The following is an 18,258-nucleotide window of genomic DNA, read 5'->3' on the forward strand; positions in this document are numbered from 1 at the left end:
GGCGGGCCCGCGCGGACGACGTCCACGCGGGCCCGGGCCGACGGTCAGCCGAGCAGGTCGGCGACCATCGCCGCGAACTCGTCCGGGGTGACCAGGCGGATCCCGAGGGACTCGGCCTTGGCCCGCTTCGAGCCCGCGCCCTCCCCGGCGACGACGATGCTGGTGTTCTTCGAGACGCTGCCCGAGGACGTGCCGCCTGCGCGCTCGACGAGCTCGTTCATCTGGTTGCGGGAGAGCTCGGCCAGGGGGCCGGTCATGGCGCCGGTCACCACGACCTTCATGCCTGCCAACGGGCCCGCTTCCGGGGCGTCCTGGCCGTCGGCGTCCGTGGCGGCCGCGGGGGGTGTGGCGCCGGGTTCGGTCATGGACAGGCCCGCGGCCGCGAGGCGGTCGATCTGCTCGGCGAGCTCGGCGAGTTCGGCGACGATGACCGGGGCCTTCTCCGCGCCGATCCCGTCGACCTGCTGCATCGCCTCCGCGTCCGCGGCCCGGATCGCGTCCATGGTGGCGAAGTGCCGGGCGATGCGGCGGGACATGGAGCGGCCGGTACCGCGGACGCCGAGCGCGCACAGCACCCGCGAGAGCGGCTGTCTCCTGGCGGCGTCGAGCGCCGCCATGAGGTTGTCGGTGCTGGTCTCCCCCATCCGTTCCAGGCCGAGCAGTTGCTCGCGGGTGACCCGGTCGAACAGGTCGGGCAGGCTCGTCACCAGCCCGGACTCGACGAGCTGCACGACCCGGGACTGGCCCAGTCCCTCGATGTCGAGCTGGTCGCGGCCCGCCGCGTAGGAGACGGAGGCGACCAGGTGGCAGTTGCGGCCGCGCTCGCACCGCCACCGCTGTTCGCTCGTGTCGATGCCGGAGCCGCACTGCGGGCACTCGGCGGGGAAGGCGATCTCCTGCTCGTCGCCGGTCCGCAGGTGGGCGACGGGGGCTTCGATGCGGGGGATGATGTCGCCCGCCTTGTAGACCATGACGTGATCGCCCAGGCGCAGGTCGCGGCGGGTGATGTCGGCGGGGTTGTGCAGCGTGGCGTACGTGACGGTGGAACCGTCGATCTCCACCGGCTCCAGCACCGCACGCGGCGCGATGATGCCGGTGCGACCCACGTTCCACTCCACGCCGACCAGCCTGGTGATCTTCTCGACGGCCGGGAGCTTGAAGGCGACCGCCCAGCGCGGCGCGCGTGATCCGGATCCGGCCGTCCGCTGGTCGGCGGCGAGGTCGGCCTTGACGACGATCCCGTCGATGCCGAACGGCAACTCCGCGCGGGCCGCCGCGATCTCCGCGACGCGGGCCAGGACCTCCTCCACGGAGGTGACCACGACGCCGGCGACCTGGGTGCTGGCCGGGGTGTTGATGCCGTAGCCGGACGCGCGGTCCATGAGCGCCCCGTGCGCGGCCTCGGTGAGGTCGGCGGCGAGCGCCTCGTCCGTGTCCGCGAGCGGCAGCAGACCGTAGCCGAAGAACGTCATCTCCACCCGGTACGCGCGGTCCTTGGCGCGCAGTGTGCCGGCCGCGGCGTTGCGCGGATTGGCGAACGGCTCGCCGCCGTGCTCGGTGCGCAGCTGGTTGGCGTACTCGAACTGGGCGGTGGTCATGAGGACTTCACCGCGCACCTCCAGCGTGACCGGCTCGGTGAGCTCCGCGGGCAGGCCCTCGATGGTGCCGACGGCGTGCGACACGTCCTCCCCTGCGGTGCCGTCCCCGCGCGTGATGAGGCGGGCGAGCCGGCCGTGCTCGTACCGGGCGGCGATCGCGAGGCCGTCCAGCTTGGGCTGAACGTTCCAGCTCGCCACCTCGCGGCCGATCCGCCGTTCCAGCGAGGCGGCCCAGGTCGCGAACTCCTCGTCGGAGAACACGTTGTCCAGGCTCAGCATCGGTACCGTGTGCGGCACGTCTCCTTCCACCGCGCCGCCCGCGACCTTCCCGGAGGGCGAGTCGGAGAGCACCTGGTCCGGGTGGGCGGTCTCGTACGCGGCGATCGCCCGCACCAGCCGGTCGTACGCGTCGTCGTCGAGTCGCGAGGTGCCGCCTTCGTAGTACGCGGCGGCCGCGGCCTTGGCCTCTTCGACCGCCTGCGCGTAGGCGGCGGCATCAGACAGCGCGGGCAGCGCGGGCAGCACAACAGGAACGGCAGGAGTCGTCGTCATGCCCTTCATCCTGCCTCCCACCACTGACAATCCAGTGGCTGCCGGGCGGGGCGGGCGTTACCTGACAGCCACGGTGCGCACCCCGAGACCGACCGGAACGGCCCCTGCCAGATGGCGGTCAGGAACTGCGGGACGAGGGTGAGCGAGACCCGCCGAGCCGAGGGCGACGAAGGCGCCGTCGGCTCGTGAACCCGCGATCACCTTCTGCGGGACGAGAGTGAAGCTGGTGCCGGGAATCAGGGTGAGGGGGACGACCGCGGCCACGCATCCGATGACCTGCTGCCACTGCGCACGACAAGCCTAGACAGTGGTGCCGGCCGCGTGCCGGTGTCCCGTGAAGCGGGACGGCGGGGTGCCGAAGGTGCGGGTGAAGGCGGCGGTGAACGCGGCGGGAGAGGCGTAGCCGAGTCGGGTGCCGGCCTCGGTGACGGAGGTCGTGCGCAGCAGTGGGACGGCGGCGAGCAGGCGGGCGCGGGAGCGCCAGACAGCGGGGCTGTCACCGGTCTCGGTGCGAAAGCGCCGGGTGAAGGCGCGCTCGCTCATGGCCGTGCTCGCGGCCCACGCGGCATTGGTGACCCCGGCGTCCGGGGCGGCCAGGTAGGCGCGGCAGAGCCGTGCCAGGTCGGCGGAGGCGGGGATCGCCACGTGGAACGGGAGCGGGGTCCGCTCGGAGATCTCGTGCAGGAGGAGCGCGGCGATGCTTCCGGTGCGGCCCGACAGGCTGTAGTCGGGCTCGAACTCCACGGCGGTCAGGAGCAGTTCGCGCAGCAGGGGTGGCACGTCGACGACCGTGCAGGTCGCGGGCCACCAGGGCACGGCGGCCGGCTCGATGTACAGGCTCCGGGTGCTCACGCCCAGCATCCGGACCCGGTGCCGGGTGACGGCCGGGATCAGCACGGCGCGCTCGGGCGGCACCGTCCAGGTGCCCTCGGCGGTGTCGACGATCATGACGCCCGTGGCGCCGTAGAGGAACTGTGCGCGCCGGTGTTCGTGCCAGTCCAGGACGTGGCCGGGCGGATAGTCGGTGCCGATCGGCAGGACGGCCCGGTCGACGTGGTCGACATCGGCCAGCGGGACGTTCTTCACCCGCCCACCCTAGTGGCCGGAACGCGAAAGAAATGTGCCGACCATCGAATGCGGGCAGCCGCTCCGGGTTGCTGGAGTGGACCCATGGATGTGGTGGCGTTGATCGGGGTCGGGCTCCTCACCGGGGTGACGACGGTGTTGTTCGGGTTCGGCGGCGGGTTCGTCGCGGTGCCCGTCGTGGTGTGGGCGGACGCCGCGCTCGGCGCGGACGCCGTGCGGGTGGCGACGGCCACGTCGGCGCTGGTCATGGTGGTGAACGCGGGGTTCGCGACGGCCGTGACCCCGCGCCGGGTGCTCGCCGCGCTCCGCGGGAGCGGCACGCTGCTGCTCCTGCTGGCGGCCGGCGCCGCGGCCGGGGCGTTCGCGGCGCGCCTGGCCCCGGCGGATCCGGCACGCTGGGCGTTCGTCGCGTACGTGGCCGTCACGATCGCCGACCTGCTCCTGCGCCCCGGCTTTCTGCGCCCGAGCGCCCGGGGCACGACGGCCCGTGACACCCCGCGTCCGCTGCCGGCCCTTCTCGGCGTGCCGGTCGGCGCGGTTGCGGCCTTCCTCGGAGTGGGAGGCAGCGTGATGACCGTGCCCGCGATGCGCCGCGCCGGGCACACGATGCACGTGGCCACGGCGCTGGCCAACCCGCTGACCCTGGCGATCGCGCTGCCGGCCGCCGTGGTGTCGCTGGCCGCCGCCGTGGTTCCCGCCGCCACCGACGCGCACGTGCGCCTCGTCGGCCTCGTCGACGTGTGGTCCGCGTCTGCGCTGCTGCTCGGAGCGCTGCCGGTGATCGCGGTTCTGCGGCGGCGCCCGCCACGGATCCCCGACCGCGTGCATGCCTGGACCTACATCGGGCTGCTCGTCGTGGTCACGGCCGCGATGGCGCTGTCGGCGTAGCGGCGGGGTGTCCCGCGGCACTCGCGCGGCGAGCGGCTCGTCGTGCGGGGGCCGCCGGGACCGGCTCAGCGGGCGTGGGCCTCCTGGCGCGCCCTGCGACGGAAGGCCCGGTGCAGCGTGGCCCGTTCGACCTCCGACGTGCCGCCCCATACCCCGGTCGTCTGTCCCGTCCGAAGGGCCCAGTCCAGGCAGGCGTCCGCCACCGGGCAGCGGCGGCACACCGCCTTCGCCTCCCGGACATCCTGCAGGGCCGGCCCGCTGCCGCCCACCGGGAAGAACAGTTCAGGGTCCTCCCCCACGCATGCCGCACTGTCGAGCCACTCCATGTCCCTCTCCCTCACTGGTACCGGAAGCGGCGCGGGTACCCACAACGCCGGGGACAACCCAGTGATGTCGTGACGGAACGGTTCCGGACAGCCGCAGTGGCGGGGCGTTCGCGGGTCAGCGGTCCACGGCCCGGGCCAGCTCCGCCTTGTTCATGGACGAGCGGCCCTTGACGTTCTTGCGCCGGGCCTCGGCGTAGAGCTGGTCCCTCGTCCGGCCCTGGGCGCCTTCGTGGGAGCGCGAACCTCCGCGCTGCGACGCCGACTTGGAGTCCTGGGTCGAGGTGCGGCTCGCGGTGCGCGACTCGCCGCTGCGCGCCCGCTCCTTGTTCACGGTGCGGGCGGCGATCTCCTCGGCCCGTGCCGTGGACTCGCCGCGCTTCTTCGCGCTCTCCTTGATGTGCTCGTACTGGCGTTCCCTCTTGCGGTTCGATCCTGCGGGCATGACACGTCCTTCTTTCCTGTGCGTGGTGTCCCCCACCAGGCTGGTCACACTGTCGGCCGTCCCGCCACACGACCAGCCTGGTGGGGGACTGCCCCGGGCGGGGCGGATCGTGCCGAAGAGGCCCTTGTCCCGGCTCGCCCGTCGCCGCATTCTCCTGATGACGCCCTCCGATCCGGTTCTGGAGCATGCGATGACGACGGCCGACCGAGACTCCTCGGGACTGACCACCGACGAGCTGCGCGATCTGGACGCCCACTGGCGCGCCGCGAACTTCCTGACCGTCGGACAGATCTATCTGATGTCCAACCCCCTGCTGCGCGAGCCCCTGCGACCGGAGCACGTGAAGCCGCGCCTGCTCGGGCACTGGGGCACCTCTCCCGGGCTGAACCTCGTGTACACGCACCTGAACCGGGTGATCGGGCGCCGCGGCCTGGAGGCACTGTGCGTGTGGGGGCCGGGGCACGGCGGTCCCGCCGTCCTCGCCAACTCCTGGATCGAGGGCAGCTACAGCGAGATCTACCCGGATGTGGGCCGCGACGCGGAAGGCATGGCCCGGCTCTTCAGGCAGTTCTCCTTCCCCGGCGGTGTGCCCAGCCATGTGGCACCGCAGGTCCCCGGCTCCATCCACGAGGGCGGTGAGCTCGGCTACTCCCTCGCCCACGCCTACGGCGCCGCCTTCGACCACCCGGGGCTGCTCGTCGCCTGTGTGGTCGGCGACGGCGAGGCGGAGACGGGTCCGCTGGCCGCGTCCTGGCACTCGGGCAGGTTCCTCGATCCCGTGCACGACGGCGCCGTGCTCCCGATCCTGCATCTCAACGGCTACAAGATCGCCAATCCGACCCTGCTCGCCCGGATGCCGCGCGACGAACTCGACGCCCTGCTGCGCGGCTACGGTCACCTCCCCTTCCACGTCGAGGGCGACGACCCGGCGCAGGTGCACCAGGACCTGGCCCGCGCCCTCGACCAGGCGCTCGACCTCGTCGCCGACCACCAGCGGGCCGCCAGGACCGGCGAGGCCGCCGCCCCCGTGCGGTGGCCCATGATCGTGCTGCGCACCCCCAAGGGATGGACCGGGCCGGGCGAGGTCGACGGCCTGCCGGTGGAGAACACCTGGCGCGCCCATCAGGTCCCGCTCCCGGAGGTCCGCGAGAACCGGGACCATCTCGCCCAGCTGGAGACCTGGCTGCGCTCGTACCGGCCGGAGGAACTCTTCGACGCCGACGGACGCCCCCGTGACCGCGTCCTGGCCTGTGTGCCGCACGGCCCGCGCCGGCTGGGGTCCACTCCGTACGCCAACGGCGGCCTGCGCCTGCGGGCCCTGCCGCTGCCGCCGCTCGAGGACTTCGCCGTGCCGGTCGACAAACCCGGCGCCACCCTGCACGCCCCCACGCAGGTCCTCGGCGACCTCCTCGCGCGTCTCATGGCCGACACGGCGCGCGAACGCACCTTCCGTCTCGTCGGACCGGACGAGACGGCCTCCAACCGGCTGCAGGCCGTCTACGGAACCAGCGGCAAGGCCTGGCAGGAACGCACGCTGCCCGTCGACGAGCACCTCGACCCGCACGGCCGGGTCATGGAGGTGCTGTCCGAGCACCTGTGCCAGGGCTGGCTGGAGGGCTATCTGCTCACCGGCCGGCACGGCCTGTTCTCGTGCTACGAAGCCTTCGTCCACATCGTCGACTCGATGGTCAACCAGCACATCAAGTGGCTGAAGACGGCACGGGAGCTGCCCTGGCGCGCGCCGGTCGCCTCGCTCAACTACCTGCTCACCTCGCACGTCTGGCGGCAGGACCACAACGGTTTCTCGCACCAGGATCCCGGCTTCGTCGACCACGTCCTCAACAAGAGCCCGCACATCGTCCGGGTGTTCCTGCCGCCGGACGCCAACACCCTGCTGGTCGTGGCCGACGACGCGCTGCGCAGCCGCGACCACGTCAACGTCGTCGTCGCCGGCAAGAACCCGAGCCCGGACTGGCTCTCGCTCGGCCAGGCACGCGCCCACTGCGCGCGCGGAGCCGGCGTGTGGGAGTGGGCCGGCACGGAGCGCGGCGACGGGCCCGACGTGGTGCTGGCCTGCGCCGGCGACGTCCCCACGCAGGAGATCCTGGCGGCGGCCGGACTGCTGCGGCGGTACCTGCCCGAGCTCGCCGTGCGGGTCGTGAACGTCGTCGACATGAGCAGGCTCATGACGTCCGAGGACCACCCGGGCGGCATGACCGACGCCGAGTACGACGGTCTGTTCACCCCCGACAAGCCGGTCATCTTCGGCTACCACGGCTACCCGTGGCTCATCCACCGGCTCACCTACCGGCGGGCCGGCCACGCGGACCTGCACGTCCGCGGCTACAAGGAGTCCGGCACCACGACCACGCCGTTCGACATGGTCGTCCGCAACGACCTCGACCGGTTCCGCCTGGTCATGGACGTCATCGACCGGGTCCCCGGGCTCGCCGTCCGGGCGGCCCGGATCCGGCAGCGCATGGCGGACGCCCGCACGCGGCACCACAGCTGGATCCGCGAGCACGGCACGGACCTGCCCGAGATCGTGGACTGGCAGTGGACGGGCTGACCGCACCCTGCGTCGATCAGGCCGGCGACTCGTCGGGGTCGGGGTGCTCGGGATGCACGGTGTCCGAGGTGTCGTCGCCGCGCCGCCGCGTGCCCGCCTCGTCGGTGTCCGGGACGTCGTCCGCGCTGTCCACCGGCTCGACGGGTTCGATGTCGAGGGCGTCGTCGCCCCCCGGCGGCCTGCTGGTCGGGCATGTCCCGCGGGACGGGAGCCCCGTTCTCCCCAAGTCCTTCCAGTCGGTGATCGGTCACAGCGGCCTCCTCTTCTTGGCATGGGGCACGCACGGGTCCGTACGTGCGCCGGGTACCTGGCCGGGCACGTACGAAACGTGGGCTCACGCCTCCGTCAGGAAGCCGAGGATCCGCCCATGACGAGCGCGAGGCCCTGTTCGGCGTCACCGTTCAGGGCGTCGCGGAACGCCTTCTCGTACGCGTCGTTCCCCGCCGCCTCGCGGGCCTGCCGCTCCCACTGGTCACGGACCTCGGACAGCTCGGGCGTGCCGTGGTTCGGGTGGCCGAGCATGCGCCAGTAGCTGTTCCCGGTGCCGGAGGTGCGGGCGGCCCCGATGCCGTTGCCCTGCGCCGCGTTGGCGCCGGTGAGGAGATCGAGGGCGAGGGCGATGCCCAGGTTGTCGTGGAGGTTGTGCTTGCAGGTGAGCATGGCCCGCGCATGGCGTTCGGCCGTGTGGGGGCGGCCCTGGAGAAGGTCGATGTAGGCGAGTTGGTGGAAGGCGTACGAGCGGGCCCAGTGCTCGCCGTACTGGAGGCTGAGACGCCGCAGGCCGGTGGCCGCCTCGTACGCCTCGGACAGCCGGCCCAGCGCGGAGTGGGCGAACGTCCTGATCACCATGCAGCACAGCTGGGGCGCGCCGGCCGGCGGCGAGGTGCTGTGGGTGACCAGGGCGTGGTCGCTGACGTCGTACGCCTGCTGGGGGCGGCCCGCCATGAGATGGGTCAGGCCCAGGGTGTGCGCGGCGAAGAGCGCGGACCGGGGGGTGCCGTCCTGGCGCGCCGCCTCGGCGCACTCCTCTCCGACGCGCAGGGCCGCCAGGTGGTCCCCTTGGAGCGTGAGGGTGATGCCCAGCGCCCACAGCGCGCGGGTGCGGGACGGGCTCGGGGGTGTGCCGAGGGCGAGGACGCGTTCGAGGTAGTCGCGGGACTCGTGGAGGTGTCCGCAGCAGGGCCAGAACAGGCCCGTCCGGCCGGCCATGTCGAGGGCGGCGTCCGGGTCCTCGGTGATCAGGTGGTCGAGTGCGGCACGCACGTCGGTGTGGCTGTCGGAGATCCGGCCGTACCAGGCGACCTGCCGGTCGCTGAGCCACTCGTCCTCGGCCCGTGCGAGGACGGCGCCGAAGTGCGCGGCGTGGAGCCGGGCGAGGGCGTCCTCCTCACCCAGTTCCGCCAGCCACATGGACCCGTACTCGCGCAACGTGTCGAGCATGCGGTAGCGGGTGCCGGCCCGCTGGAGGACGGACTGGTCGGCGAGCCGCTCCAGGAGCCGGGGGATCTCGTCGGCGCCGAGCGGACCGCCGGCGCAGACTGCCTGAGCGTCCGCCTCCGCCACGGGCCCGTGGAGGACGGAGAGCCTGGCCCACAGCAGGCGTTCGAGCGGCGAGCACAGTTCGTGGCTCCAGCCGATCGCCGTGCGCAGGGCCCGGTGCCGCTCGGGCCACGCCGTCTCGTCGACCAGCGTGTCGAGTCGTGAGCTCAAGCGCTCGGCCACCTCGGTGAGGCTGCTCTCCTTCAGCCGCGCGCAGGCGAGTTCCACCGCGAGGGGGATTCCCTCCAGCCGGCGGCAGATCGCGGAGACCGTCTCACCTGCGCCGGGCTCGTCGAGCGCCACCGTGGGAGCGGCCGTCGCGCATCGCTCGCGGAAGAGACGCACCGCGTCGCCGCTGCCGCCGTCGTCCACGGACAGCGGTCCCACCTCGACGCACCGCTCTCCGTGCACCGAGAGCGGCTCACGGCTGGTGGCGAGGACGGTCAACCGGGGCGCGGCGGAGAGGATTTCGCCCACCAGGAGCAGGCAGGAGCCCAGGACGCGTTCACAGCAGTCGAGGACGAGCAGGATCTGCCGGTCCGTCAGCCACTCGCACAGCGCCTCGACGGGGTCCCGCGGATTGTGGTCCAGGAGATCGACCGCGTCGCAGACCGTCGCGGTGAACAACCTGTCGTCGTAGAGGTTCGAGAGGTCCACCCACCACACCCCGTCGGCGTAGGCGCCGCGCAGCTGATCGGCCAGGTGCAACGCCAGCCGGCTCTTGCCGACACCGCCGCCACCGGTGAGGGTGACCAGTCGGTGTTCGCGCAACGCCGCGCCGATGACGTCCAGTTCACTGTCACGACCGACGAAGCTGGTCGTCGCGACGGGAAGATTGCCTACCACAGCCCCATCCTCCCGTGCTCGCGCACGCGGCCCTACCCTCCCGCACGAAAAGGCCGGAAACGATCGAGTTCGGCAACTGGACGAACATGCCGTACCGGTCGGAAAACCCCTGGAGGCACGCGCGCGGATCACCGATGATGACGCCATGCCCAGGCCCCCCGCGCACCCGGAGCCCTTCGAGATCGCCTGCGACGAATCCGGCTCCGACGGCGAGAACCTCGTGAACGGCAACACCGATGTGTTCGCGCACGCGAGCGTGCGGCTGGAGCCCGGGCCGGCGGCGGAGGGCCTGCGGGAGACCGTGGACCGGATCAGTTCCCCGGCACGCTCCGCCGCGACGGAGTACAAGGCCAACGTCCTCCTCAGGGGCAAGCACCGAGCGACTCTCACCTGGCTGCTCGGCCCCGCGGGCCCGATCCTGGGCCGTGCGCACGTCCACCTGACCGACAAGCGGTACTTCGTCGTCGACCGGGCCGTCGGCCTGCTGGCCGACGGGGACCCGGCCATGCGGTCCGCCGCCCTCGCCGCTCATCGCGCCGGCCCCCGCACCTTCGGGCCCGAGCGGTGGCGGGACTTCCTCGACGCCGCCAACGATCTGCTGCGGACCGGGCAGCGCACGGAGTCCCCCGCGCCCGTGGACGCCTTCTTCGCCACCGTCGACGCGCTGCTCGCCGTCGCCGACGCGGCGGGCCCGGCAGGTGAGTTCCTCGCGTTGCTGCGTCGCACACGGCCGCGGGCGGAGTCCCTGCGCACGCGAGCGACGGCAGATCCGGGAGAATTTCCCGCGCTCGATCCTCTCTTCCCCGCTCTTGTCGGGACCGTGGCCCACTGGAGCGCGAGCGGTCACCGGGTGACCGTCGTGCACGACCGGCAGAACATGCTGACGGACGCACGGGTGGGGCATCTGAAGCAGACGTGCGGTGGCGCGCTGGCCGACCTGCGGCTCGTCGAGGCGAGCCACGACGCGCGGGTGCAGCTCGCCGACTTCCTCGCCGGCGCCGCACGGAAGATCGCCTCCGACACCCTGGCCGGCCACGACGACGAGGAACTCACCGCGCTGCTGCGCCCTTACGTGAACCGGTCCTCGCTCTGGGCGGGACCCGCCCCGCTCGCGGACGGCCCAGCGGATCCGCAGGTGGCCGGACATCACTAGCCAGCCAACCCGGCCCATTTCAGGCCGAGTTCGATGACCCGCACCCGAGGGCAGTACGGGACGCATCCTGACGAAGACGCCGGACGGACGGTCCGCGCACCCAGCGGGGCGGGGCCGCGGAGCCGCCCCGATACACTCCCGGCGTGTCAGCCATGGACGAGATCCGCCGCAGCAAGTACATCAGCCTCACGACGTACCGGAAGGACGGGACACCGGTCGCCACTCCTGTCTGGCACGTCGTGCGGGACGCTCACGAACTCCTCGTGGTGACGCCCGCCGACTCCTGGAAGGTCAAGCGGATCCGCAACAACGACGCGGTACAGGTCACCGTCTGCGACCTCCGCGGCCGGACCTCCCCGGACGCCGCCACACTCCCCGGCACCGCCCGCCTGCTGGACGAGGCCGGCACCCGGGACGCCCAGGACCTCCTCGCCAAGAGGTACGTCCTGTCCCGCGTCGGGAACTGGTTCGTCAAGCTCCTGCGCCTTCCGAAGAAGCCGAACATCGGAATCGCCGTCACCCTGTGAGGCCCGACGACGGGTCCACCGAGGAGCGGCCCGACAGCGAGCCGGAGTGATTCCGCCGAGCGCGCGCTCGGCCGAACCGAGAGCCGCGTGCGCGTTCAGTCTACGCAAGGGACCCGTAATCCGGCCCGGCCCGCAGGCCACACAGGCCACATGGGTCGCCGAACCCCCGCCGCCGGCGCGCACCAGACCGGCGAACGTCGTCATGCCCCGGCGTTCGTACGGTGTTTCGTCCAGGAGGTCGCGCACCTGGTCCGCGTAGTCGGCGGCCGCTGTGTCGTACGACGCCCTCCCGTCGTCCACCCGGCCCTCCGTGTCCGGTCCGGTTCCCGTCGCGGCAGGCTGCCCAAGAGACGCGCGCAACACCTGTACGGAGAACGGCTCCTGGGATACCTTCACCTCGGTCACCGGGAATGAATCGTTTCACTCCCTGCCGCAGACATCACCACCACCGCCGTAGAACCGGCACCGCTGAGGAGTGAGCCGCCATGACATCGAGCCGCCCCGCCGAGGACAGCCCCCGGCCCGGCCCCGCCAGACGCACCGTCCTCGCCGCCGGCGCCGGGGCCGTAGCCCTGTCCGCGGCCGGACTCGCCTCCGCGCAGTCGGCGACCGCGGCCGGCACAAGCGGCGGGACCGCGCCGCTCGCCGGCGCGAAGCCGCCGCGCGGCGGCACCGGTTGGCAGCGCTACGTCCAGGCGCCTTCCTCGCGCACCGTACGCCCGGTGCGACTGCTCGCCTCCCAGGGTGACGTCACCCGGCCCGAGGCGCTGCTCAAGCCGGGCGGTCCCGCGACGGTGCTGCGCCGGCCGGAGCCGGCCCCCGCGCCCCGCTGGCCCGAGGGGACCACGGCCGAGGCCTCCTCCACGCACCCCGGCAACAACGGGAGCGACGGGCAGCCGCGGACCTACGACGCCTCGCACGCCGTGGACGGCGACCCGGACACGTTCTGGAACGACGACACCCAGGGCGCCTTCCCCGACGTCCTGACCGTGACGCTGCCGGCCGAGCGCGAACTGTCCGGCATCACGGTCATCTCCAACAGCGACGGCTTTCCGACCGACTTCACGGTCGACGTGTGGCACGACGGCGCCTGGCAGCGGGCCGCCACGCGCTCTGACAACGATGTCGTGCACTGTGCGGTGCCGTTCGCGACAGCGCTCCCCGCCTCCAAGGTCCGGATCACGGTGACGGCCGTGCAGGACACGCAGAGCGGCGCGTTCACCCGGATCAACGAGGTGTGGCCCGAGGCGGTCGAGGCGGTCCGGCCGCCGAGCGTGACCCTCGACTTCGGCAAGGTCGTCGTCGGCCACCCGCGCATCCGGTTCTCCGGCGCGTCGGACAACTCGCCCGGCGTGCGCGTCGCCTTCTCCGAGACGCAGCAGTTCCTGACCGAACGCAGTGACTTCACGCGCAACGACCAGGCCGGTGGGGCGAGTCACGGCACGGACCAGTTCGCGGTGCCCGCCGGCGGCGCCGACTGGCTGGACCACAAGGGCTTCCAGGCCGGGGACAAGGTCTTCGCCGACGGACTGCACGGCTTCCGCTACCTGAAGATCACGCTGGACGCGCTGCCGTCGGACGCCCCTGCCGCGCAGCCCTGGGGCACGGTCGAAGTGGACGCGGTGAGCCTGGAGTTCAGTGCCTACCTCGGTACGCCGGGCACGTACCGCGGCTGGTTCCTCTGCTCGGACGACGACCTCAACCGCTACTGGTACGGGGCGTCGTACACGAACGAGCTCGTCACCGACACCTTCCGGCGCGACGACGTCGATCCCCGCGACGCCTGGAGCTCGTCCCTGGAGGGCCAGTTGGTCCTGCACGACGGGCCGAAGCGCGACCGCGACCCGTACGTCGGCGACCTGGCCGTGTCCGCGCGCACGCTGTACCTGACGCACGACGACGCCGCGGCCGCCGCGCGGAACGTGCTCGCCGACCTGGCCGACCATCAGCGTGCCGACGGCTGGATCCCGCCGGCCTCCATCAACAACTACACGCTCCCCCTGTTCGACTATCCGCTGTGGTGGGTGACGTGCAGCTGGGACTACGTGCTCTACACCGGTGACCGCGCCTACGCGACGCGCTACTACGCGCACCTCCTGAAGGTGCTCGACACCTGGTACCCGAGCGTCACGGACGACGCGGGACTGCTCAGCAAGGGACTCAACGGCACGAGCGGATACGGGGATTACGCCTTCCTGAACCGCACGGGACGCATCACCTACTACAACGTCAACTATGTCCAGGCCCTCGGTGACGGCGCCCGGCTGGCCCGGTACCTGGGGCACACGGACGACGCGGCCCGGTGGGAGAAGCGGGCCGGACAGGTCGCCGACGCGGTCAACGCCCATCTGTGGGACGAGAAGGCGGGCGCCTATCTCGACTCCTCGACCGGCCCGGTGCGCCACGCCCAGGACGGCAACGCCATCGCCATCACCGCGCAGGTCGCCGACGCCGGACGGGCGGCGTCGGCCCTCGCCCATCTCGACGCCACGACCCGGCAGCCCTACGGCAACGCCTTCATGGACAACGACACGATCTTCGGGGGCGCCTCGCAGCGCGTGTACGCGTTCACGTCCTACCACGAGATCGTCGCCAGGTTCGAGACGGGGCGGGCGGACTCCGCGCTGGACCAGATCCGGCGCACCTACGGGTGGATGGACCGGCACGATCCCGGTATCACCCACTGGGAGGGCATCGGCCCGGACGGCTCGCTGTACGAGGACGCGTACACGAGCATGGCGCACGGCTGGTCGACAGGCGTGCTGCCCGCGCTGACCCACCAGCTCCTCGGTGCTCGGCCCACCGCCCCGGGCTACGCCACGTGGCTGGTCCGGCCGAACCCGGGCGACGTGGACTGGGCCCAGGGCGAACTGCCCACACCGCACGGCCCGTTGGGCGTGGAGTGGGAGAACGCGCGGTCGAACTTCACGGTGACGGTCCGGGTGCCCCGCGGAACCCGTGGGTCGCTCGCCCTGCCGGGTGAGCCCGGGCGGCTGACCGTGCGTCAGGGGCGCACGGTGCTGTGGGACGGACGGCGCGCCGCGCACCGCACCGTCGACGTCGCCGACGGCCGCGTCCGTGTGTCCTCGCTCGGCACGGGGACCCACACCTTCACGGCCGTGCGCGGCGGCTGACGCCCACGGCGACGAGACGTGGCCGCAGGGCGCGCCCTTTCCGGGCTCGTCCTGCGGCCACTGCCGCGTTCCTTCGACCGGCCCCAGGGCCGAAAGGGCCTACCGGTCGGTCAGTCCCGCTTGATGACGAACTGCGAGCCGGGTTCGGTCAGGACGTCGCCGTCGCGCGAGTTGGTGATCGTCACGTTGGACAGGGTGGCGCTGCCGCGTGCGCCGCTCATCGCGAGGATGCCGGAGCCGTTGTTCGACTTGTCGATGGTCACGTTGCTGACCTGGACACCGGGCATCTCACCGCCGCCGGTCTTGAACTGGATCCCGTCGTACGTGGAGTCACGGATGTCGGTGTCGCGGATCGTGACACCCGGGATGTTCTGTCCCTGGGCGAACAGGGTGATGGCACCGAACTCCTGGTCCTCGTTCCAGAAGGCTCCGCCGGTGCGGTACAGGCCGTTGTTGGCGATCAGGGTCGTGCCGGAGAACGGCAGCGGGTCGTGGTCGGTGGCGAGCATGATCCCGGGGTAGTTCATGGTGTCCGAGATCAGGTTGTTCTCGATGGTGTTGCCGTAACCCCCGTACACCGCGATGCCGTTGGCCCGCCACGGCAACTGCACCGTGTTGTTGCGGAAGTGGTTGTCGTGGCCGACGTCGACCGACGTGTCCTTCACGTACTTGCTGGCCCACACGGCCATGGCGTCGTCGCCGGTGTTGCGGAACGAGGAGTTGAAGACGGTCGAGTTGCGGGTGCCGTTGGCGAAGTTGACGCCGTCGGCGTAGGTGTCCCGGATGCGGACGCCGTTGAACTCGACGCGGTCGCCGGGGCCCCACAGTTCCGGGATGTTGGAGTAGTCGCGGCCGACCCAGGCACCGACGTTGGCGTGCTCGATCCAGACGTTGGTGATCTTCGTGTCCTTGCCGAAGCGGCCGTTGAGCGCGACACCTCCCTCGGCGTTGCCGTCGCCGCCGCGGATCGTGCCGGAGCCGAAGATCGCGATGTCGGAGATCTTGGTGTTGTCGTCGATGTCGAAGCCGAAGTTGCCCTCGTGCGGATGGTTGATGCCGCCCGCGTTCTGCGGCGCGATCAGCGAGTACAGCTGCGAGTGCCACATGCCGGCGCCGCGGATCGTCACGTCACGGATGCCGACCTGGTTGTACTGCCCGCGGTCCTGCGGGTCGTCGGTGAGGATCTTCTTCTCCTGGCGCCACTGCCCGGCCGGGATCCAGACGCAGGGGATGTCGCCCTTCTGGTCCGCCGTCACGGCGCGCTGGATGGCGTCCGCGTCGTCGATGCCGTCGTTGGGGACGGCGCCGTACTCGGTGATGGAGACGCAGCTGTCGGGCTTGGCCGCCGGGGCGGCGACCTGCTCCAGGTCGATCAGGTCGACGATGTAGAAGGACGCGTTGTCCCCGCTGTCGCGCTGGAGACGGAACTTCGTGCCCTCCGGGTAGGTCTCGGTGAGCAGGGCGTGGGACTCGTCGAACAGGCGCCGGGCGTCCCCGCCGGGCCGGTTGGTCAGCCCCTCCGGGTCGTCGGTGGTGCCGTAGAGCCAGCTGTGCTTGGAGGACAGGTTCAGCTTGCGGACGAACGTCCCGTTGGCGTAGAGGCTGAGCGTCGCGTCCTGCCCGCCGCCGGCGGCGGCGTCGGGGATCGAGTTGCGCACGACGATGGAGTTCGAGGGCGTGGTGGAGGTGAACTCCACGTACTCACCGGTGGCGTTGAGGCGGACCGACTTGCGGCCCGAGGACTCGGTGGCGAAGTTCGTGTGTCCGAAGGTGCGCTCGGCGTCCGCCGAGAGCAGGGTGCCGTTGGTGCGGCCGTCCTCCGCCTCGTACTCGGTGTAGGGCACGGCCGCGCCGCGTCCGACGACCAGAGTCCGGGCGAAGGTGTTGTTGTTCTCGTTCGTCTCGGTGAGCTTGTTCGTCGAGTCGGCGGTCGCGGTGAGCGCGGCTCCTCCGTTGGTGGCGGTCCAGCTGCCGCTGATGGGCACGGTCTCCGAGGCGCCCGCGGCGATGGCGCCGGTGGCACCGGTCAGCGCGGAGCCGCCGACGGTGAGCTGGGTGACGGTGCCCGCGGTCGCCGTGCTCGTGCCGCGGTTGTGGACGGTGACGGCGAAGGTGACCTTGGCGCCGACCGCCGGGTTGGCCGGCGTGGTGGCGATGCCGGTGACCTCCAGGTCCGGTCCGGGCGCCTGCTTGACGACCAGCTTCGTGTCGGCGTTGCGGCTGTTGTTCGTGTTGTCCAGTTCGGCCACGACGTCCGTCGGGTCCACGACCGCGGAGACCGCGTAGCTGCCCATGGGGCGCGTGCCGACCTTGACAGGCACCTTCACCGAGGCGCCGGCGGCCAGGGCGTCGACGGCGGCGCTGCCGGCGACCGCGCCCTCGAGGCTGACGTTCACCGTGGTGGCGGGGGACGCCGCGGTTCCGGCGTTGCGGACCGTCGCCTCGACGGTGACCGGGTCCACCTCGGACGGCGCGTCGGGCGACCAGGTCAGGCCGGTCACGGTCAGGTCGGGGGCGGGCGCGGCCGAGCCGACGACCTCGAACTCGGCGACCTGTCCGCCGCCCGCTCCGCTGTTGCCGGAGAACTGCAGCCGGACGTCGGCGTAGCGGCCGGTGACCGGGATGGTGACCGTGTTCTGGTTGGTCGACGGGTTGAAGGTGTACTCGGCGCGGTCCTTGATCGAAGTGAACTCGGTGGCGCCGGACTTGCGGGCCAGGACCTGGAGGGTCTGGGTGCGGGTGCTCCACGCGGCGTCCGGGTTGAGCTTGAGGACGACACCGGACAGATCGGCGTCGGAGCCGAGCTTCACGGTCAGCGCGGACGACGCGCCGCTCGCCTCCCAGTAGGTGGCGGTGCTGCCGTCGTTGGCGTTGGCCGCGACGTAGTTCTGCGTGGTCGACGTCGCCTCGATGGCCTTGCGCAGGGCGAGGTTGGTGCCGGCGGGCGGCGGGTCCCCCGGGTCCTGGCCGCCGTCGGTGCCGAGGACCTCCACCTCGGACAGCTGAGCGGCGTTCCAGCCGGTGTTGTCGCTGACCTGTACGCGCACATAACGGGCCTTGGCGGTGACGTCGACCGTCACCTTGTTGCCGGATCCCGGGGCGAAGGCCCGCTTCGCCGCGGCCGACAGCGTGGTGAAGTCCCGCCCGTCGGAGCTCCCCTGGACGGCGACGGTCTCCGTGCGGGCCTCCCACGAGGCGGGGAGTTTCAGCACCACGTCGTCGATGTCGACCGTGCGCCCCAGGTCGATCTGCACCCACTGCGGGAACGAACCGGTGGGCCCTTCCCAGTACGTGGCCTGGCTGCCGTCGGTGACGTTGCCGGCGGGGTAGCCGTCATGGGTTCCCCCGGCCGTGACGGGCCTGCCGAGGGCCACGTTCTGCGCCGCCGCGGCGGCGGCATGGGCCGTCACCGGCACCAGCCCCACGGTCACCAGACCCGCGGTCACCAGTCCGGCGAGCCACCGCCATCTATGACGTGCCCCTGTCATTGCTGTCATGACGCTCCTTGAGGGGGTCCTCGGAGGCCCGGCACGGCGCGACTCACCGGCCTGTCATCCAAGTATTGAGTTGATCTGTTAATTTTTTGCAGCAGTTCGAG

The 18,258-nt window shown here is 71.8% G+C and carries 11 protein-coding genes and 1 pseudogene; 5 read left to right on the forward strand and 7 right to left on the reverse strand.

Features of this window, described 5'->3' with window-relative positions; genetic code table 11:
* Nucleotides 1-44 precede the first annotated feature (44 nt).
* Both ligA and ACVHNB_RS22740 read right to left on the reverse strand, forming a co-directional pair.
* Nucleotides 45-2,159, reverse strand: a complete 2,115-nt coding sequence (gene ligA / locus ACVHNB_RS22735) for an NAD-dependent DNA ligase LigA (RefSeq protein ID WP_456225726.1) — start codon at nt 2,157-2,159, stop codon at nt 45-47.
* A gap of 291 nt (nt 2,160-2,450) precedes the next feature.
* A complete protein-coding gene (locus tag ACVHNB_RS22740; RefSeq protein WP_456225727.1) occupies nt 2,451-3,236 on the reverse strand; it encodes an AraC family transcriptional regulator in 786 nt (261 codons plus the stop codon).
* Nucleotides 3,237-3,320: 84 nt separating this feature from the next.
* Here ACVHNB_RS22740 and ACVHNB_RS22745 point away from each other — a divergent pair, with 84 nt between their 5' ends.
* On the forward strand, nt 3,321-4,124 hold the full coding sequence (locus ACVHNB_RS22745) for a TSUP family transporter (protein ID WP_428956865.1): 804 nt from the start codon (nt 3,321-3,323) through the stop codon (nt 4,122-4,124).
* A gap of 65 nt (nt 4,125-4,189) precedes the next feature.
* On the opposite strand, the gene ACVHNB_RS22750 is transcribed toward ACVHNB_RS22745, so the two are convergent.
* Nucleotides 4,190-4,450 carry a WhiB family transcriptional regulator gene (locus ACVHNB_RS22750; RefSeq protein WP_428956864.1) on the reverse strand — a complete coding sequence of 87 codons (261 nt, stop codon included), beginning with the start codon at nt 4,448-4,450 and terminating at the stop codon, nt 4,190-4,192.
* Between the two features lie 115 nt (nt 4,451-4,565).
* A complete protein-coding gene (locus ACVHNB_RS22755) occupies nt 4,566-4,892 on the reverse strand; it encodes a plasmid stabilization protein (RefSeq protein WP_456225728.1) in 327 nt (108 codons plus the stop codon).
* A 190-nt stretch (nt 4,893-5,082) separates the two neighbouring features.
* On the opposite strand from ACVHNB_RS22755, the gene ACVHNB_RS22760 reads away from it, so the two are divergent.
* Nucleotides 5,083-7,461, forward strand: a complete 2,379-nt coding sequence (locus ACVHNB_RS22760) for a phosphoketolase family protein (RefSeq protein WP_456225729.1) — start codon at nt 5,083-5,085, stop codon at nt 7,459-7,461.
* 16 nt (nt 7,462-7,477) lie between these two features.
* Here the strand turns inward: ACVHNB_RS22760 and ACVHNB_RS22765 are convergent.
* Both ACVHNB_RS22765 and ACVHNB_RS22770 read right to left on the reverse strand, forming a co-directional pair.
* Nucleotides 7,478-7,712, reverse strand: a pseudogene (locus ACVHNB_RS22765) (hypothetical protein).
* A 94-nt stretch (nt 7,713-7,806) separates the two neighbouring features.
* The gene (locus ACVHNB_RS22770; protein WP_428956860.1) at nt 7,807-9,846 is read right to left on the reverse strand and encodes an ATP-binding protein; all 2,040 of its coding nucleotides are present in this window, start codon (nt 9,844-9,846) and stop codon (nt 7,807-7,809) included.
* Between the two features lie 145 nt (nt 9,847-9,991).
* Between ACVHNB_RS22770 and ACVHNB_RS22775 the strand changes: the two genes are divergently transcribed.
* The 3 genes from ACVHNB_RS22775 to ACVHNB_RS22785 all read left to right on the forward strand — a co-directional run bounded on the left by ACVHNB_RS22775 (nt 9,992) and on the right by ACVHNB_RS22785 (nt 14,660).
* Nucleotides 9,992-10,999: a hypothetical protein gene (locus ACVHNB_RS22775; protein ID WP_456225730.1), complete on the forward strand. Its 1,008-nt coding sequence runs from the start codon at nt 9,992-9,994 to the stop codon at nt 10,997-10,999.
* A gap of 152 nt (nt 11,000-11,151) precedes the next feature.
* Nucleotides 11,152-11,526, forward strand: a complete 375-nt coding sequence (locus tag ACVHNB_RS22780; RefSeq protein ID WP_428957760.1) for a PPOX class F420-dependent oxidoreductase — start codon at nt 11,152-11,154, stop codon at nt 11,524-11,526.
* Nucleotides 11,527-12,011: 485 nt separating this feature from the next.
* Nucleotides 12,012-14,660 carry an alpha-L-rhamnosidase-related protein gene (locus ACVHNB_RS22785; RefSeq protein WP_456225731.1) on the forward strand — a complete coding sequence of 883 codons (2,649 nt, stop codon included), beginning with the start codon at nt 12,012-12,014 and terminating at the stop codon, nt 14,658-14,660.
* Between the two features lie 110 nt (nt 14,661-14,770).
* Here ACVHNB_RS22785 and ACVHNB_RS22790 read toward each other — a convergent pair whose 3' ends face one another.
* On the reverse strand, nt 14,771-18,148 hold the full coding sequence (locus ACVHNB_RS22790) for a CARDB domain-containing protein (RefSeq protein WP_456228929.1): 3,378 nt from the start codon (nt 18,146-18,148) through the stop codon (nt 14,771-14,773).
* Nucleotides 18,149-18,258: the final 110 nt, after the last annotated feature.

It is taken from the genome of Streptomyces sp. YJ-C3 (assembly GCF_053891275.1).

Bases quoted from the DNA above. Each gene is read 5' to 3' on its own strand.
- ACVHNB_RS22755 (WP_456225728.1), bottom strand. From the start codon at position 4,892: ATGCCCGCAGGATCGAACCGCAAGAGGGAACGCCAGTACGAGCACATC.
- ACVHNB_RS22785 (WP_456225731.1), top strand. From the start codon at position 12,012: ATGACATCGAGCCGCCCCGCCGAGGACAGCCCCCGGCCCGGCCCCGCC.
- ligA (WP_456225726.1), bottom strand. From the start codon at position 2,159: ATGAAGGGCATGACGACGACTCCTGCCGTTCCTGTTGTGCTGCCCGCG.
- ACVHNB_RS22780 (WP_428957760.1), top strand. From the start codon at position 11,152: ATGGACGAGATCCGCCGCAGCAAGTACATCAGCCTCACGACGTACCGG.
- ACVHNB_RS22775 (WP_456225730.1), top strand. From the start codon at position 9,992: ATGCCCAGGCCCCCCGCGCACCCGGAGCCCTTCGAGATCGCCTGCGAC.
- ACVHNB_RS22790 (WP_456228929.1), bottom strand. From the start codon at position 18,148: ATGACAGGGGCACGTCATAGATGGCGGTGGCTCGCCGGACTGGTGACC.
- ACVHNB_RS22745 (WP_428956865.1), top strand. From the start codon at position 3,321: ATGGATGTGGTGGCGTTGATCGGGGTCGGGCTCCTCACCGGGGTGACG.
- ACVHNB_RS22750 (WP_428956864.1), bottom strand. From the start codon at position 4,450: ATGGAGTGGCTCGACAGTGCGGCATGCGTGGGGGAGGACCCTGAACTG.
- ACVHNB_RS22760 (WP_456225729.1), top strand. From the start codon at position 5,083: ATGACGACGGCCGACCGAGACTCCTCGGGACTGACCACCGACGAGCTG.